This window comes from Rhizobium sp. 21-4511-3d (assembly GCF_053522545.1).
In genome coordinates this window covers 1-16,473 of sequence record NZ_JBNWCF010000014.1, presented here as the reverse complement: position 1 = coordinate 16,473, position 16,473 = coordinate 1, and the positions used below count along the sequence as shown (strand labels likewise).

The window sequence follows — 16,473 nt, the reverse complement described above, 5'->3', positions numbered from 1 at the left end:
GCGGGAATTAAGGGCTAGGACACATGGCAGAGAATAACGATGCTCTCCGGAGCTATTTTCAGGATGGGGACCGTTGGGAACAAGAGATCGTCAAGAAGGCCAAACGGTCCAAGGCGTTTGCTTGGCTGATTACGCTGATCTTCGGCGGCATCACGATCCTGTCGCTCTCCGCATTGGTGATGCTCGTGCCCCTCAAGAGCTTCGAGCCGTACATTGTCGAGGTCGACAAGAACACCGGCTATATTGAGGTCAAGACAGGGTTGACCCGAACATCGAACATCACCGATCAGCAGGCGGTCACTCAGGCGAATGTCGTCCGTTACATTCGATCCCGCGAGGGCTATGATCCTTTTGCCATCGAGCAGAACTTTGGAATTGCAGCTTTGCTCTCCACCGGCGACGCAGCGCGCGATCTCCAGGCCCAATGGAGTGCGGCGAACCCTGACAATCCAGCTCGCCGGCTCGGCAAAAATAAGTCGATCACCGTCGACATAAAGTCTGTCACCTTCCCCAACACGACAACGGCGCTCGTCCGGTTCTCGACGCATGAGCGCTCTGATTCAGACGTCATCACGCGCCACTTCATCTCTATCGTTCGCTATCGCTACACGGATACGCCGGAGCGCAACGAATGGCGCTTCGAAAATCCGTTGGGCTTCCAGGTGTATGACTACCGCCGTGATCAGGAAACGGTGACCTCGGGAGGCCAGCAGTGAAATATGGCTTGCCTCTGGCGGCGTCGATCGCCGCTCTCACGATGACTCACGCCTATGCGGCGCAACAGCCCCGCCCTGGCAGTCTGGATGCGCGTGTGACCAGCGTCGTCTATCAGCCGAACAACGTCGTGAAGGTATCTGCGACCTACGGCATCTCAACGATGATCATCTTCGACGAAGATGAGAAGTTTGAGACGATCTCGCTTGGCGACACCGACAGTTGGCAGGTTGCCCCGTCGGAAAAGGGCAACATCCTTTTCGTCAAGCCGATAGCCAAGGACGTTTCCACGAACATGAACGTGGTGACCTCAAAGAGGATCTACTTCCTTGAGCTCAACGACTATGCACCGGAAGCAGGGAAAAAGGTCTTCGGCATTCGCTTCGTTTATCCGGAGAAGAACCTGAACGAGTCTCTGCGGAAGGAGGCTGAGTTTCGAGCAGCCAACCCGAATATTTCGAGCATCGACAAAGCGAACGTCAATATTGACTACTCTTTCTCGGGCGACGCGGCGCTGAAGCCGACAATGGTGTTCGATGACGGAAAGAAGACCTTTTTCAAGTTCGGCCGAGGGACCGTGCCGGCCATTTTTGCCGTTCAATCCGACTTGTCCGAGACCCTGCGGAACTTCCGCAAAGAAGGCGAATACATTGTCGTTGACGGCGTAGCCACGCAATACACGCTCCGAGACGGAAACCAGTGGACGTGCATTTTCAACCTCCGCAAGCCGGACTTTGCGGCACCTGATCCTGACATCATGGCTCCGAAACCGGATCCTGATGCCAGCAAACGCAGGAGGAGCGGCAACTAATGAAGCGCAGCCCTGAACTCGACGCAATGGCGGCGGCCGACGAGGCCGAAATCAGCAATCGAAACGTGAAGCGCAATCAAACGGTCGGCATGGCCACCCTTTTGCTGGCTGGCGTCTTCGCCGCGTACCTGGTGCTTGCCACGTCCGGAGAAAGCCCGCCTGAAAGCCCGCAAAGTGAGGAGGAGTTCCGTACCACGACCTTCCGGCCGCCCGGTTTCGTGCGCGATGGAGAACCCGCTCCCCCACCACCCGAACAGCCTGTCTTGGAACTTCCACCTCCGCCTCCTCCGCCGCCAGCTCCGCCGGTGGACGTCACTGAATTCAACGTGCCTCCCCCGCCCGAAGTAGCTCAACCGGCGAGCGCCCCCCCGCCCGCCGAAGAGGCATTTCCAGAGCGATTTCGGTCAAAGCTAATCACGCTTGACCAGAACCTGGGAGGATCCGCGAATGGTTCGCTCGATGGCTCGAACAGCGGCACGCCTTTGACCGTCGCTGGCGAGGATCGCAACAGCCAGTACCTGTCCTCAGCGAGTGCGATCGGTGACCGTTCCGCCAAGGCCCGGCAGATTGAGCGCATCGACGCCATGATCCCAGAGGGCACGCTGATCCCCGGCATCTTGGAAACGGCGATCGTCAGCGACCTTCCGGGCCAGGTCCGGGCCATCACATCCAAGGATGTCTACTCCTTCGATGGGCGGCGTGTCCTGATCCCAACAGGAACACGCCTGATCGGGGAATATCAGTCCGAAGTTACGCGGGGGCAGAAGCGGGTCTTTGTCGTGTGGACGAGGCTGATCCGGGATGACGGCGTGTCGGTGCGCTTGAACTCCATCGGCACGGACAGCCTCGGGCGATCGGGCCTGACGGGTCATGTCGACAACAAGTTCCGTGAGCGCTTTGGCGCATCAATCTTACTGTCGATCGTCGGAGGCGGTGCAAGCTATCTAACCGGATACGGTAGCGACTCCAGCTCCGGAAACGACGACACTGAGCGAGGTGCTGAATTGGCGCGAGAAACGATCGCGCAGACCTTCAGCGACATGGCGAACACGGTACTTGCCGAAAACCTGAGGATCCCGCCAACGATCAGCGTACCGCAAGGCGAGCGGATCTTTGTCTATGTTCGCCAGGACCTCGATTTCAGCGCCATGGACGACGATCCTGTCACGGAAGCGATGAAGGAGATCAAACGTGAACGTTATGGTAGGTAACACGACGGCTCATGATCCCCACTATTTCCTGAACCGGTCCCTGGAGCCCATCAGGCAATTTCTCGATGACCCGCAGGTGGTTGAGATTGCAGTGAACCGGCCAGGCCAAGTCTATGTTGAGCGCTTCGGTGCTGATCACATGGAGCATCATGAAATCGATGCTCTGACTGCACGCGAGATCGAGAACATTGGCGAGCGGGTTGCCGCAGCGACGAAGCAGTTCCTCAACGCCGCTAATCCGATCCTTAGCGCAGCTCTGCCATCCGGCGAACGTATCCAGGTCGTCTTGCCGCCCGCGGCACCCGACGGTGGGTCGATCACAATCCGTAAGCAGGTTGTGCAGAATTTCTCTCTGCAGGACTACCGTGACAACGGCTCTCTCGACAAAGTCTCGGTTGCTGTCGGGGGCCTAAGCGACGTGGATCGGGAGCTGATCGCCTATCTACGCGCAGAGAAGATCTACGACTTCATCCATACGGCCATCACGAAGCGGGTTTCGATCCTGATCAGTGGCGGCACGTCGTCGGGAAAAACCACGTTTCTGAACGCTTGCCTGAACTCTGTAGACCTGAATGAGCGGATCCTGACGCTTGAAGACACTCGTGAGCTATTCCCACCACAGAAGAACGCGGTCCACCTGATCGCCTCCAAGGGTGGGCAAGGCACCGCAAACGTGACGATTCAAAACCTGCTTGAATCGGCGCTTCGAATGCGGCCGGATCGCCTCTTTGTTGGCGAGATTCGTGGAGCTGAGGCCTTTTCATTCCTTCGCGCCATCAACACAGGGCATCCGGGCAGCATGTCGACAGTACACGCCGATACGCCGCTCGGCGCCTATGAACAGCTTGCCATGATGATGCAGCAGTCCGGCATGTCCGCCGGCTACTCCAAGCAGGATCTGATGTCCTACATCCAAATGGTCATTCCGATCGTGATCCAGCTCAGGCGCGAAGGCGGCAAGCGCGGGGTTTCCGAAATCTACTTCGCACGGGATGCATCATGAGTAAGGGGCTACAGGCCTTCTATCTGTTCTTCTGCCTGTTGATCGCATTTGCAGTCTGGATGCTGGCGTACGGGGCGGGGCTTCAGCTCTTCTACGGTGACGGAAGGATCCTCGAGGCGACAATCACCTCAAACCCATTCGCGCCAATTCAGCAGTTCTGGGCCTATAGCTCCTCCCTTTCCCTTCAAAAGGTCGCGCTCGGCTCCGTAGTGCCCGCGCTGCTCGTATCAGGCCTGATTGCTTACCTTGGGCTCAAACGTACCAGCAATCCATTGGGGGATGCGGCCTTTCAGGATCTTGCAACCCTTCGGCGCGGGAAGTGGTTTAGCAAGAAAGGTCACATATTCGGCCGCATCGGGAGCAACGTCCTCCGCGCGTATGACGATCGCCACCACCTCATTATTGGCCCGACGCGATCCGGTAAGGGCGCGGGCTACGTCATCCCCAACGCTCTCATGCACGAAGGCTCTATGATCGTCACGGATCTGAAGGGCGAGATCTACAAGGCAACCGCCGGCTATCGGAAGCGCAACGGCAGCCAGGTCTTCTTGTTCGCGCCGGGTTCTGAGACGACCAACAGCTATAATCCCTTGGATTTCGTTCGTCCGGAGCGAGGTAATCGCACGACTGACATTCAAAATATCGCCAGCATACTTGTACCGGAAAACACCGAATCCGAGAATTCCGTTTGGCAGGCCACGGCTCAGCAGGTTCTCGCCGGCGCCATCAGCTATGTGCTCGAAAGCCCCTTCTACAAAGGGCGCAGGAACCTCGGCGAGATCAACTCCTTCTTCAACAGCGGGACCGATCTGCAGGCCTTGATGAAGTACATCAAGGAGAAGGAGCCGTACCTGTCGAAGTTCACGATGGAGAGCTTCAACTCATACCTGTCTCTCTCGGATCGGGCCGCGGCCTCGGCACTGCTTGATATCCAGAAGGCGATGAGGCCGTTCAAGAACGAACGCGTTGTGGCCGCAACGAACATGACCGACATGGACCTTCGATCGATGAAGCGTCGCCCCATCACGATTTACCTTGCCCCGAACATTACCGACATCACGCTTCTTAGACCGCTGCTGACGCTATTCGTTCAACAGGTGATGGACATACTCACCCTTGAGCATGATCCCAACTCCGTGCCGGTCTATTTCCTGCTGGATGAGTTTCGCCAGCTGAAGCGCATGGACGAGATCATGACGAAGCTGCCCTATGTGGCCGGCTATAAGATCAAGCTCGCCTTCATCATCCAGGACCTGAAGAACCTGGATGAGATCTATGGTGAGACGTCCCGACATTCGCTCCTTGGCAACTGCGGCTATCAGCTCATCCTTGGTGCCAATGACCAGGCCACGGCAGAGTATGCTTCCCGGGCGCTTGGCAAGAGAACCATCCGATATCAGTCTGAATCGCGCACTATCGAGCTTATGGGCCTCCCGCGACGAACAAAGGTCGAGCAAATTCGCGATCGGGACCTGATGATGCCGCAGGAAGTGCGCCAGATGCCCGAGAACAAGATGATCTTGCTGGTGGAGGGTCAGCGGCCAATCTTTGGAGACAAGCTGCGCTTCTTTAAGACGCAGCCCTTCAAGGAGGCGGAAGCCTATTCTCAGACGCACATACCGACCGTTCCAACTGTCGATTACCTGCCACCTAAACCTGTTCCAGCGACCACGCCAGCCTATGCCAATGCAGGCCAGGAACAGGCTGATGAAGCGGAAGCGATAAAGCCTGCGACTGAGGCGCAAGCGAAGGAGCCGCGGGTGCCTGTCCAGGAGGAGGCTCCGAAAGAGCCAGCGCCCTCCACCTCGCCCGCTCGCGTCGTGAATCCATCCGCCTTGGCCAACAAGAAAGTCAGCGCCGGGGGCACTCTGGAACCTTCAAAGGCAGCTGTGCCCGCTCCCGAAAAGCGCACGACACCTGTCTCAGAGAACGACATCGAAAAAGCGCACAATGATCGAGTTAGCCGCCTTAGGGAGGTCGTCGAACGGGAAGCCGAAGGCAAATCACCGCGCAAGAGGAAGAGCTTGGAAGAGCTATTCGCAGCGACCGTTCCTGATCCAATCATGGAACAGGCCGGCCGCTAATTTAGGTTCAGAAGGGCCAGAAGCTCGCTGCGTACTGACCCGCCTCTGTTAGCCAAGCCACAGAAGCATGATACCAGCCGATCACGGTCCCGTAGACCTTAATCAAGATCGCGAGGATCCCAACGGAGACCATGCCCCACACCATCATCTTGCCGACTATGTCGGCAGACTTGGGGTCGTTCACTTCCACCAGGTAGGTGTTCTGATTACCGTCCTGCATTGCCACTTCAGCGGTCTCGGTCGTCCCGATTACGCTCCCTCTGTTCAATCTGTTCACGCTCCAACTCCTCGATACGAGGAATGTGCTGTTGCGCGGGATCAGTCCGAGTGGTCTCGCCGCCTCGCTGGGCCGCTTCCCTATCTCTATTTACACGATCTTGCTGCCTATGAGTAGCGTCCACGGTCTCAGCGAGCTGGTGAGCCTCACGCTCCGCTTGCCCGATTGGACGTTCCTCTTCCAGATCCACCCTGAGATCGCGTTGGCGATCGTCGGCAGTATCCGCAGTCATCGGCTGCTTGTTTGACTTGTTTTCGTCCCCACGCTCTTCATTACGTTCAATGGTCTCGATCTCCGCGCGCAGTTCCGGATCCTCGTTGGCAACATCCCGGAGATAGCCGTTTCCGGAAGCGGCCAGTTGAGCTGCATGATGAAGCGAGGCCTCAAGGCCCTTCTCATACTGCTCTCGGTTTTCGTCTGAGAGCTCGCCAGCTTCGATATGGGCGAGGCCGGAGCGATAGTGTTCCACATTTACCATCGCATCGCGACCTACCTCAACGACAGCCTCTCCATGCTTGGCAACAGCCGGCTCCCACTGGACGTTTGCATTCGTCTGCTCTTGCACCTCGGATGCCATTCTTTCCGGCGCGGCACCACTTTCTCTGGAGACGTGGCCAGCAGCGTTTCGTCCATCCTGCTCATCAAGCCCACGCTCCTTCATTTCGAGCATCTGCCTGCGCAGATCGACGATCTCGCGAGCGAGGGAGGAAACTTCTTCGAAGCCTGGCCGGTCCTCTGGACCAGCGCTGCGCTGAAGGTTGAACAGAGCCGTTTCAACCGTCTTTTCGTACGCTTCGAACTCCGGGCGTGTCTGTTCGCGCATGTCCTTTGCCTCCGACAACATGTCTCTGATTGCTAACATATTGGAGCGGTAATCACCGCCAAAATCCGCATGAATGACCGAACCAGCAGGCGATTGATCCACTTGGACAAGGCCGTTTTCCAGATAGGAGCGATGCTGAGCGGCGTATGCCGCAACCACTGTGTCGCCGGCGTTGACTGCAATCTTCTGCCAGGTCTCCTGCGCTTTTAGGATGTACTTGCGGCTCCTCTGGCTCGTCGCCACCACGCGTCGACCAGCTCGCTTTGCGTCATATCGCGCCTGTGCCGGATCGCTGGTGCCTACATGCTCGGTTCGACCGTCATGCCTGACGGCGCGAACCTGATTTCGCGTGAAGGCTGGCGGCGCAGCGAACTCACGCCGATCGGTCATTTCCATATTGATGCCGTGGTCACGCGCCTTCTCGGCCATGACCTCACGCCATTGCCGGAAGGTGGCCGGGGTCGTCTCGATCCGGTCGCCCGATTCCGAACGCATGGTAACGATGGCATGGGCATGAACATGCGGCCGCTTGCCCCCCTCACCTGCTTCTTTCGGATCGTTCTCCGGATCGTGCATGGCGAATACATAACCGTGGCCCGCAAACTGCTCAGCCAAGAAGTCGCGAACAGCTCCTTCGAACGCGACAGCATCCGTGCCGGCACGCGCCGACATGATCACGTGCATCACGTCACGGCTCTTGCGGCTGTGTAGCTCATCCCGCCATTCCTTTTGCACCAGGTCGCCCGCAGCCTTGTCATCGGCAATCGAACGACCCCGATCGTCTCGGACGTCGTTCCGCTGCGCGATCAGGTCTCGCAACTTGGCAGCGCCGTATTCCACGCCGTTGCCATAGCCTGTGAACGAGAAAGCCGCAGGGGCCTCTTTCGCAACGGCGCTCGTGTTGAAACGCTCCTGAACCATGGCGGCCGCCTTCACGTCCGCCGTCAGCCGCTCGCCCTGCCCGCTGCGCAACACAACATAGCCCTCGACCTTCAGCGATCCATCGTTTTGGGTTTCGACAGTGTAAGCGTAGCGTCGATCACCAAAGCCGCTGCTGAGAATGTCCCGCACCTTCTCATGCGGGTTCGAGCCGCCGGAAACGCTCACCTCGACGCTAAACGCGCCGATATCGCGGCTCTCGGTCCTGTTTTGGAAAAGGTGATCCCAATCGCCACGCAGACGCGCCAGCTCCTCACGGCCACGCAACGTCTCGCCGTTCTCGTTCTCAACCTTCAGCTCCCCCCCTCTGGAAACATAGTTGAGCATCGAGCCGACGCGGGCGCCGCCACCGTAGGAGGCCAGTTTGACCACGGCGGGCTGGCTCCCTTTGGCAACGCTCGCAAGACGAACGTCCATTGATCGCATAGCACCCGAACCGGCGGCCATCGTCCTCGAAGGCGATGACACGTTGAATGCCGAAGTCCTCACCCCTCCCCTAGATCCCGACCCGCCTTTAGACATCCCAACCTGGTGCTGCAGATTCTTCAGTCTCTTCTCAAGCTCTTCCTCGACAGCGCTCCCACGGCCGCCGAGCGTCATTTCGTGCAATAGCGCCGCGCGCCTTTGCTCCCATTCGCTTGTGAAAGTGCCGAAAAAGAACTCCACGGCCTACACCTCGCCTCGGCGCTCATGCCCGGCACGGCGCGAAAGTGTCCGCAGCTCACTCATTACGGCCGCCTGAATCCGCTGGACGTTGCCAAGGTTGATGTCCAGCTCTGAGGGATGGACACCCTTTCCTGCATTCAGGGAGCGGGCGACCTGATTCAAATTGATGCCGATCATCCGCATGTCTTCGAGCAATGCGGCCATGATCAACCTGTCTTCCGCAGTCAGAATAGGTCGAACGCCAGCACCCTCGAGGAGCAGGGAACGGAAAAGAGCAGACACACTCATACCGGCCGACTTGGCCGCTTCTTCGATAGCCGAATGCTCTGCATCGCTGACGCGGACGTTGATGAGACGCCCCTTGCGTTGCTTGGCTGTCGGCACTTCGATCGTGTCTTTACTCGTCAATCAATTAAGCCTTCCCGGAGCCTTGCGACCGTCATCGTGGGCTTGTCCCACGATCGTGATGCAAAATGTAAAACATTTTTGCGTATCCTGCCACTCTAAACCTAAGGCACTATCTTATAATTTCAACCTAATTTCACCTCTCGACTGGCTCCGCTTCGCTTCGCACTCTTTCCGTTGGAACGCTCACCAGGGTTCACCGCCAAAACCGCTCTCGAAGGCCTTTGTCTGTCCCTCGTACTCAGGTGAAAGGGACGCTTCGCTCTTCACCCTTGCGCCTTCCGTGCGAGCGCCAAGTGAGGCCTCACGCGGCTCCGGGGTTCACCACTCGACCCAGACACTTGTAAAAACCACACGACCAACTCGTGTGGTTTGATAGATGTCCTAAAACGTGCGTTCACACGCATGTTTTGATCTTAACCTGCGTGTGTTCACATGTTAGGTTTGCTTCGATGTGAAGATCTTAACGACGATACTGATGTGCCGATTGAACCCACGTCGGATCGCTAGGGGGCGGGGGAACCTTTAGTCTTGAGAGGATCGTGCAATGGCAATCTGCATATCGCTGGTAAGCGGCAAGGGTGGAGCGGGCAAGACAACCGCCGTAATCCTAGTCGCTGGAGAATATGCGCTTCATGGTAAGCAAGTGCTCTTGGTCGATGCCGATGGCCGACAAAACCTGAATGAGTGGTGGTCCCGTTCCGAGGCGAAAGACAACAGGCCAGACGGCATTGAGCTTCGCACGGCAGTAACCAACGCATCACTTCAGCATATTCTGGAGAACGAAACGCATGGGTTTGATGTCGTGCTGATCGACTCGCCCGGTCAAGACACCGTGCTGCGAGACACGATCATCGCCGGCTCGGACATCGTTATGACCCCGATCCAGCCAAACCAAGACGAGATTCTTGCTGCCGGCCAGGCAGCAATGGACGTGGCTGACACCTGCGATCGTACCGGGCGAAACATTCCACATCTCAACTTCAGAACCCGGATTACTCTCCCGGGACGTTCACTGGAAGCCTACCGCCTGATACGCCCCTTCATCGCAAACTTGCAGGAACAGGGATATGATTCATACCTCTTGGACACTGAGCTTTATGAGCGAAACTCATACCGCGACATCAGACTTGGATATGGGACGCTGCAAATGCTGGAGCTGAGCGACTCAGTCAAAAAGGCCCGGAGCGAGGTCATGACCTTGATGCAAGAAATTGAACGTTTCCTGCCGAACGAGCAGAAGAGGTCGTAAGATGGCTAAAGGGACTTCCAGCATATCTGATTTTCCCGTTGCACCGCGACGGTCCCGGGGGAATGTACCCAATCCAATGTCGCAGCCGGCTATAGACAACGAAGCAGAAAACGCGGTCGCCAGCCATCAACCGGACGAGGTCGCTGTCGAAGAAGCTCCCGCTCAGGTACCAGCCGTTCAGGTGCCCCCAAGATCAAGTTTGATTTTGCCCTCACCGGAGGCTCGCCGGGAGAGAGCGACGAACAAGTCGTTGGAGCGTGAGGCGTCCAGAATACGACTGCAGGAGCTCAAGCAGAACAAGGCGCGCGAGAGCAAGCACTTCGTCAATTGCCCTCTTGATTACGACACCAAGAAACGCTTGGAGCGCGCTGCCTCTGAAAACGACTTAAAAATGACGGTAATCGTCAAGGCCGCAATCGACCAGTTCCTGAAGGATAATGGTTATTGATCCTCGACCTTCGATTTCTGGCCGGGGTGGCCGTGGGCACCACCCTTGGCTTCTTGATCAACCCTGAAGCAGCGGAGAAGGCAGGGATCGACATTCAGTCCATAAAGAGGACTATGCCTGTTATTGGTTCTTCTCCAGCCGAGCCGGTCAAACAAGCTGATTGGCCAACCAACGAACACGCGAAACGGGAGCTGTTCCGGTTTGCGATGTGGGACTTTGAGACATTTGGGCCGAAGTCTGAGATTTTGATCACAAGGTGCATCAGCATCGACCAGCTTTCATTGGCATGCGAAATGCGCGTGAAGCTGAGCTGGATCTCCGAAGAAAGAACGGTCGAAGGCGTTTTTCAATCCAGCGCCCACAGCTGGAACCTGATCGCTGCGAAAGCCGTGAACAGGAATGCTCCCACTGGATCTTGAGGTGATGGACAACGCGCCCTGAGTTGCGGATTTTATATCGAGGAGATCAGCATCCTGGCATTCATTCCCCCCACTTTTGTTAGGGCTTTGTAACTGGCGCGCAGGATGACAGTGCCTTAATGGCACGTTATGGTGCGTGATATCTGCCACAGGCGGATTTGGGGACTGAGGGAATACCGACTGTGCGGAATCTATCCGACTATATCAAATCAAGGGAACTGGTTGAGACTACAGATCCAGATTTCCAGAGACCCTTGTACCGCAAGGAGGGATTCGACGGCATAGTCAGCTTCGGCGAGATCGACGCAAAACTTTCCGCATTCCTACTCGACGAACGCGCGAAAACTGGTCTGACCCAGAGTGATTTCGCGACCCTGGCTGGTCTCGCTCGAGTGGTCTACAGCCGCTACGAACTGAACATTTCGCGACTGACCGTCTCTCGAATGATTCACCTTTCCGAGCTCCTTGGGTTCCTGCCGATGCAGATGATTCATGCCGCAGCACCTCATCTCTACGGTAAAAATCCTGAAGAGGCCGATGATCGGGTTGAACTCTTCAGACTCATTCATGACCTCCCGCATGACACCATACGCAGTTTGATCGGTATAGTTGGCCAACTGACGCCTAAGGATGTTCTTGAAGCTCGGCAAAAAGCGGAAGCGGAGGCCGAAGCAAAAGCTGAGGCCGAACGCCAACGACTGACTAGAAAAGCGGCGAGAGTCAGCAGGAAAGGCCGTCCCCCTGGCCGGCCACCAGGTCGAAAATCATCCAAGGTCGATACCCCGACAGACGATTGAAGAACGGAAAGGGCCGTCAAGTGATGGCCATTTAGGAACGCGTCGTCCCTCACCCCGTTTTCCGATCGCTGTTCGCATTTGCACGCATCAGCGACATCAGCATCGGTCCCAGTCCGAACTCCCCTCCCCTCGCCCGGCGCGTGAGATCGCGGAGATATCCACCTGCCGAATTGATATGCCCTGCCCTCTCCAAGATTGCAGCCATGGCAACCGCCGCGTTCTCCGGCCCCATCACCTCGCAAGCCTCCTGGTAAGCCGACGGGCTAACACCAAGCGTTGATCGTACCACCACCGCGGCGCCCATCAGCTCGCGCCAATGGGAGATCGTCCCGCCGGGCCCGTAGTCCGAAATCTGCGGGCAGGCTTTCAGGACCATCGACAGCGGGAACGCCTTCATCTGTTCCGGCTTTGCCAACGGCTGAGCAACCGCTTTGGGTGCTACTTCCAGCTCGACGGCTCCGCCCTGCTCTTTTCCAGAGCTAGGTTCAAGTTCATAGATGGATTCGGGTTTTGAATTCTGTATGTGGCAGCCATTTTGAACAGCATTGGCGTCCAAATTCTGAGAATCTAACTGATTTTCCAGAAGGTTGAGGATTTCGGTGCGCAAAAGCTGCATCTCGTCGAGGATTGCCTCCACCTGGCGACGGTCCGGATTGCGGGGAAGTCGGCTGACAATGCCGACATACATGTCTTCGATGGCTTCCCAGTCGCCGTCAGCCCCCTCCTCCATCGCGGCGGAAATTAGCTTGCGTACATCACGCCGGCAGATAGTCAGCGCCTCTTTAGTTCGTCTGAACTGCAGGCGCTCAGCAGCGACTTCCTGTGCCAGTGCTGCAAGTTCCGCAGCGCGAGCCAAAAGTGGAGAAAGATCGAATCCAAAGGCCTGCTCGATATCGCCACCCTTGTCACGGTGAGCGTAGCGCTTGCCGTTCGGACTATCCTTGCGCTGGATGAGCCCGGCTTCGACCAAGGCAGCCAAATGCCGCCGCAAGGTCGTTCCGGTAATGCCGTGCGCTCTGACAGACAGCTGGGCATTGGATGGAAAGACCACCAATCCACTATCGCAGTTGAGCTCGCTCTCTGGATAAAACGTCAGCAATGCGTCCAGCACAGTCAGCGCCCTGTCCTGGAGGCCAAGGCGTTCACGGGCCTCACAGGCGTCGCGAAACACTTTCCATTTTTCGACCGGGCGGTTTGGTTTCGTCTCGGACGTCTGGAGCTGCCTCTTTACAAGAGCAAGCACAGCCGGCCGCCGCCCAAAGGGCGTCGTCACATTTCCCGTCTGCATATTCCTTCACCTTTCTTCAGGCAAAAGAAATCCGCTCACCAAAACGATGCCAAAGACTCTTGACTGGGATTCATGGAAATGCGATTCTCGATCTTGCTAGGAATTGAGAGAGGCTTCCATGACGGAAACGTTTTGGGGGCCTTTTTCTTTTGTCGCGGTCTCTCCTCTTGACCAATTAACGAGTGTCTCGATCACACCTCTTGGTGAGTTGGATCGGAATGATTGTTGTATTCGTTTAGAAGATCAGGCATTCGGTCCGCCAGCCAGCGCGCGAAAGCGCGTTCCTGCTTCGGGATTGAGACCGTAGTTCCAGCCGAATTACTCTTCATGCGGCCAAAAACTCGGTCACCCACGGCGAAGTCAACAATCTCTTCAGTTGGTTCCGCAGTCACTTTGTCGGCTGCAGCACTTGCAGCTCGTATCGCTTGAGCAATACGGCTGGAGCTGTCAGCGCCTCGAAACTCGACCGTGTTGATTATCTTGCGAACACGTGCTGCGCTGCTCGGATCTTTCAGCAACTCGGCAAATGCGGTCCATTTCGGTCGACCAACTCCTTTTGCTCTACCGATCGCAAGAATGATGTCTTCGGGAACCGCCTCCGTCACTCGAAACAGATGCGATATTGCCGCTTCTGAAGTTCCCAAGATTGGGCACATGGCGCGATGGGAAAGGCCAGCACTTTTGAGCTGTACTGCCCACATTGCCTGCTCGATCCAGGTCAGGTTTTCCCGAACACCATTCTCAAGCGATTGCTCTTCAATCAATTGCCGATCGGAAAGCTCTCGAACATACGCTCGAATCTTTATGGTCTCCGGTCGATCCGCTTCTGCCATTATGGCCTTGATCGCCGCCCATCGACGGTAACCGTAGGCAAGCTGGTAATGATCCGGTTTCGTCGGATGCGGCCGAACGAGAACCGGAATTTTTTGGCCTTCGCTTGCGATGGAAATCTTAAGCGCCTCGAGCTCTTTGGCCGCATCTTCGTCGCTGCCAAAACGATCTCTATAGGGGGAGCGGTCGATACGGTCAGGATCGAGTGAAATGACACTATCTTCGGTGAGCTGTGTCAGTGCTCGACCCACATTGGAAATGACCGGTGAAGAGTGCCGCCGCGCCAGCGAGGGCTTGTCAGACGCGTCCGACACCACAGTAGATTCTGCCCGGTTTTCGGCGGCCGCCATTCGCTGAAGGATGCTTTTCTTCATGTGCTACGCCCCCAAACTTTGTGAACGAGGTCGAGGATTTCGGAGTTAACTCGATCAGCGCTCTCAATTGCACGCTTCAACGCTTCACGACCGACCTCGCCCGACTCGAGCTCGTATAGGGTCTTCTTCGCTACCGCTGCACCGGCGATTGCCGTCGATTCGAGCGCCTCCGCAACTAGTACATCATCACCAAACAATCGGCGCATGACTCCAGACATGTACTTCTGAGGCCCGTCATTCGGGTTCACGCGGGTGAGCAGGAAACGGAAAAAGTCATGCTCAAATTTTGCTCCAAACTGCCCCAGCACCTCCGATAGATCGGAGATCATGATCAGGAACTGATTGCACGATGCAACGTCGAGCATCGCCGGGTGAACGGTAATGATTAAGGACGTGGCTGCGTAAAGAGCGGCGAGCGTCGAGTATCCAAGGGACGGTGGGGTGTCGATAATAACGATATCGTATCGATCATCGACGCGGGCCAGGGCACTGCTTAACCGCTCGAAAAACAAACCCAAGTCATCTCTGGTTTTCGAGGTCAGATAGGACGGGGTATCAAACTCAAAGTCCATTAGCTCCAGATTGCCAGGAACTAGATCGACACCCGGGAAATAGGTTGGCCGGATCACTTCAGCGAGCGGCCGCCTCTCATTGTCATATCGAATGGCTGCATAGGCTGTTTGATTCTCGCCGAGATCGAACTCGGGCTGAATACCAAATAGCGCAGTCATCGATGCTTGCGGATCAAGATCCAGACACAGGACCCGATAACCCTGAAGCCCTAGAAAATGTGCGAGATGGATAGAAGTGGTTGTCTTGGAACTACCACCTTTAAAATTCGCCGTAGCAATTACCTGAAGCTTTTCCCCTTTGCGACGATGCGGAAGCAGCTCGCCAGCTTCGTCCGGACGAAGTTCGGCTAGGAATGCCCTCAGTTCCTTGACCTGTTCTATCGTGTAGGTTCGCCTGTTGTTTTCTGCACGCTCGGGCAAAGGCCCCTTCCCTTCCAGCGTCAACTGGCGAAGAGTACTTTCCGGAACCTTGAGTAGCCTCACTAGGTCAAGGGTTGAGAATGTCCGACCAAATGTTTTCTGCGCAGAGGGTGGATAAACAGCCTCACGCATATCGTTCAGCTCCGCAGAGAGTTTCGAGGTGTAGACCCCAATCTTCGACGCAGTGTCTCTGACGCTCTGAGAAGCTGGCTGCAACATTCAATCCTCTTGACGGTTCTGACCACTTTACGAGATCATTTCCGTCAGGGATGCCAGACTGACTCCGATTCTTCAAGGCGTTTTTCGTTAACAAGAAGTTAACGCATCAAGGATGCCCGACTTTACAGTTGTAAAGTTTTGGGTCGATGCGCATGAGGCCCGACAGTTATGCCAGGGCCCCTACCCTTTAGAAGAGCTGAACTGTCGCAGATAGTCAGCGACTGTCTGAGCCTTTGCGGCGGCAGTGATTACTGCACGTGAATCCTGCTTGAGCACCTTGAGCCAGTTTCCAACGTAAGTCGCGGTGTTGTCTCGCGGATCATGCTCGATGCCAAGATCGGCGCAGACGAACGCGGCTGAGATCTCGGCAACAAGCTCCTCCATGGCGTAGGCCTCACTGCCGAACCGCCCACTCAGGTCACGGCCCAAACGTGCCTTTGCACCACTCCAATGAGAAATTTCATGAATAACAGTGCTGTAAAGGTGAACCTCGCTGAGGAACCGCCCCCGATCCGGAATCAGAATGTCATCGAGACCAGGGCGATAACAAGCCTGCTTGCCGCCGTAGGTGATCTTCGCGCCAGTGCGATCTATGAAGGATTCGACGTTTTCGAGAACTGGAACGGCATCCATTGGCACATCATCGGCCTGGCTCTTGAAGCGGTCAGGTAGGTTGTCGATCTGCTCCGCGTTGAAGACGGTGTAGCCCTTGAGATAGGGGACTGCGCGATCGTCCGCCTCCTGCTCCTTCGGCGTGAAGGTCCCGTACTTGACGACGAGGGTTCCTTGTTCGCCCTTGCGGACCTGAGCGCCAAGCTCCTGGTCGGGTAGCGGGGCAGCGTCGCCGCTGCCCCGCCCCCTCAGAACCGTGCTTGCGAGTTTCCCCGCACACGGCTCAAGCAAACCGCTTGCGATCCCGT

General features: G+C 56.6%; 16 protein-coding genes. 9 read left to right on the top strand and 7 right to left on the bottom strand.

Annotated elements, in window-relative coordinates; translation table 11 throughout:
- Nucleotides 1-23: 23 nt before the first annotated feature.
- Genes ACQZ5H_RS25725 through ACQZ5H_RS25705 form a run of 5 tightly spaced genes read left to right on the top strand, consistent with a single transcriptional unit; the run spans nucleotide 24 to nucleotide 5,823 of the window.
- Nucleotides 24-716 carry a VirB8 family type IV secretion system protein gene (locus ACQZ5H_RS25725; RefSeq protein ID WP_037093755.1) on the top strand — a complete coding sequence of 231 codons (693 nt, stop codon included), beginning with the start codon at nucleotides 24-26 and terminating at the stop codon, nucleotides 714-716.
- Complete coding sequence (gene virB9, locus ACQZ5H_RS25720) at nucleotides 713-1,525, top strand: P-type conjugative transfer protein VirB9 (protein WP_449099336.1); 813 nt, start codon at nucleotides 713-715, stop codon at nucleotides 1,523-1,525. Before ACQZ5H_RS25725 ends, virB9 begins: the two co-directional genes overlap by 4 nt.
- The gene (gene virB10 / locus ACQZ5H_RS25715) at nucleotides 1,525-2,736 is read left to right on the top strand and encodes a type IV secretion system protein VirB10 (RefSeq protein ID WP_449099335.1); all 1,212 of its coding nucleotides are present in this window, start codon (nucleotides 1,525-1,527) and stop codon (nucleotides 2,734-2,736) included. The genes virB9 and virB10 overlap by 1 nt, the downstream gene beginning before the upstream one ends.
- The gene (gene virB11 / locus ACQZ5H_RS25710) at nucleotides 2,717-3,739 is read left to right on the top strand and encodes a P-type DNA transfer ATPase VirB11 (RefSeq protein WP_449099334.1); all 1,023 of its coding nucleotides are present in this window, start codon (nucleotides 2,717-2,719) and stop codon (nucleotides 3,737-3,739) included. The genes virB10 and virB11 overlap by 20 nt, the downstream gene beginning before the upstream one ends.
- Complete coding sequence (locus ACQZ5H_RS25705) at nucleotides 3,736-5,823, top strand: type IV secretory system conjugative DNA transfer family protein (protein ID WP_449099333.1); 2,088 nt, start codon at nucleotides 3,736-3,738, stop codon at nucleotides 5,821-5,823. Before virB11 ends, ACQZ5H_RS25705 begins: the two co-directional genes overlap by 4 nt.
- A 7-nt stretch (nucleotides 5,824-5,830) precedes the next feature.
- Here ACQZ5H_RS25705 and ACQZ5H_RS25700 read toward each other — a convergent pair whose 3' ends face one another.
- From ACQZ5H_RS25700 to ACQZ5H_RS25690, 3 genes are read right to left on the bottom strand one after another with little or no spacing between them, the layout of a single operon-like run.
- Complete coding sequence (locus tag ACQZ5H_RS25700) at nucleotides 5,831-6,043, bottom strand: hypothetical protein (RefSeq protein ID WP_052642558.1); 213 nt, start codon at nucleotides 6,041-6,043, stop codon at nucleotides 5,831-5,833.
- A 7-nt stretch (nucleotides 6,044-6,050) separates the two neighbouring features.
- Nucleotides 6,051-8,528 (bottom strand): relaxase/mobilization nuclease domain-containing protein, encoded by a 2,478-nt coding sequence (locus tag ACQZ5H_RS25695; protein ID WP_449099332.1) that lies wholly within the window; start codon nucleotides 8,526-8,528, stop codon nucleotides 6,051-6,053.
- A gap of 3 nt (nucleotides 8,529-8,531) precedes the next feature.
- Entirely contained in the window at nucleotides 8,532-8,936 is a 405-nt protein-coding gene (locus tag ACQZ5H_RS25690; RefSeq protein ID WP_449099331.1) for a DUF6290 family protein, read from the bottom strand.
- Nucleotides 8,937-9,480: 544 nt separating this feature from the next.
- Here ACQZ5H_RS25690 and ACQZ5H_RS25685 point away from each other — a divergent pair.
- From ACQZ5H_RS25685 to ACQZ5H_RS25670, 4 genes are all read left to right on the top strand, one after another.
- Complete coding sequence (locus ACQZ5H_RS25685) at nucleotides 9,481-10,185, top strand: ParA family protein (protein ID WP_449099330.1); 705 nt, start codon at nucleotides 9,481-9,483, stop codon at nucleotides 10,183-10,185.
- Nucleotides 10,186-10,261: 76 nt separating this feature from the next.
- Complete coding sequence (locus ACQZ5H_RS25680) at nucleotides 10,262-10,633, top strand: hypothetical protein (protein WP_244618125.1); 372 nt, start codon at nucleotides 10,262-10,264, stop codon at nucleotides 10,631-10,633.
- Entirely contained in the window at nucleotides 10,630-11,052 is a 423-nt protein-coding gene (locus ACQZ5H_RS25675) for a hypothetical protein (RefSeq protein ID WP_313293282.1), read from the top strand. Before ACQZ5H_RS25680 ends, ACQZ5H_RS25675 begins: the two co-directional genes overlap by 4 nt.
- A 254-nt stretch (nucleotides 11,053-11,306) precedes the next feature.
- Nucleotides 11,307-11,849, top strand: a complete 543-nt coding sequence (locus tag ACQZ5H_RS25670) for a helix-turn-helix domain-containing protein (protein ID WP_245408071.1) — start codon at nucleotides 11,307-11,309, stop codon at nucleotides 11,847-11,849.
- A 49-nt stretch (nucleotides 11,850-11,898) separates the two neighbouring features.
- Here ACQZ5H_RS25670 and repC read toward each other — a convergent pair whose 3' ends face one another.
- The 4 genes from repC to ACQZ5H_RS25650 all read right to left on the bottom strand — a co-directional run.
- Nucleotides 11,899-13,137, bottom strand: a complete 1,239-nt coding sequence (gene repC, locus ACQZ5H_RS25665; RefSeq protein WP_449099329.1) for a plasmid replication protein RepC — start codon at nucleotides 13,135-13,137, stop codon at nucleotides 11,899-11,901.
- Nucleotides 13,138-13,328: 191 nt separating this feature from the next.
- Complete coding sequence (gene repB / locus ACQZ5H_RS25660) at nucleotides 13,329-14,342, bottom strand: plasmid partitioning protein RepB (RefSeq protein ID WP_449099328.1); 1,014 nt, start codon at nucleotides 14,340-14,342, stop codon at nucleotides 13,329-13,331.
- Nucleotides 14,339-15,553 carry a plasmid partitioning protein RepA gene (gene repA / locus ACQZ5H_RS25655; RefSeq protein ID WP_102022175.1) on the bottom strand — a complete coding sequence of 405 codons (1,215 nt, stop codon included), beginning with the start codon at nucleotides 15,551-15,553 and terminating at the stop codon, nucleotides 14,339-14,341. The genes repB and repA overlap by 4 nt, the downstream gene beginning before the upstream one ends.
- Before the next feature lie 180 nt (nucleotides 15,554-15,733).
- Nucleotides 15,734-16,473 (bottom strand): ArdC family protein (locus ACQZ5H_RS25650; RefSeq protein ID WP_449099327.1); only part of this gene is annotated, 740 nt, incomplete at its 5' end.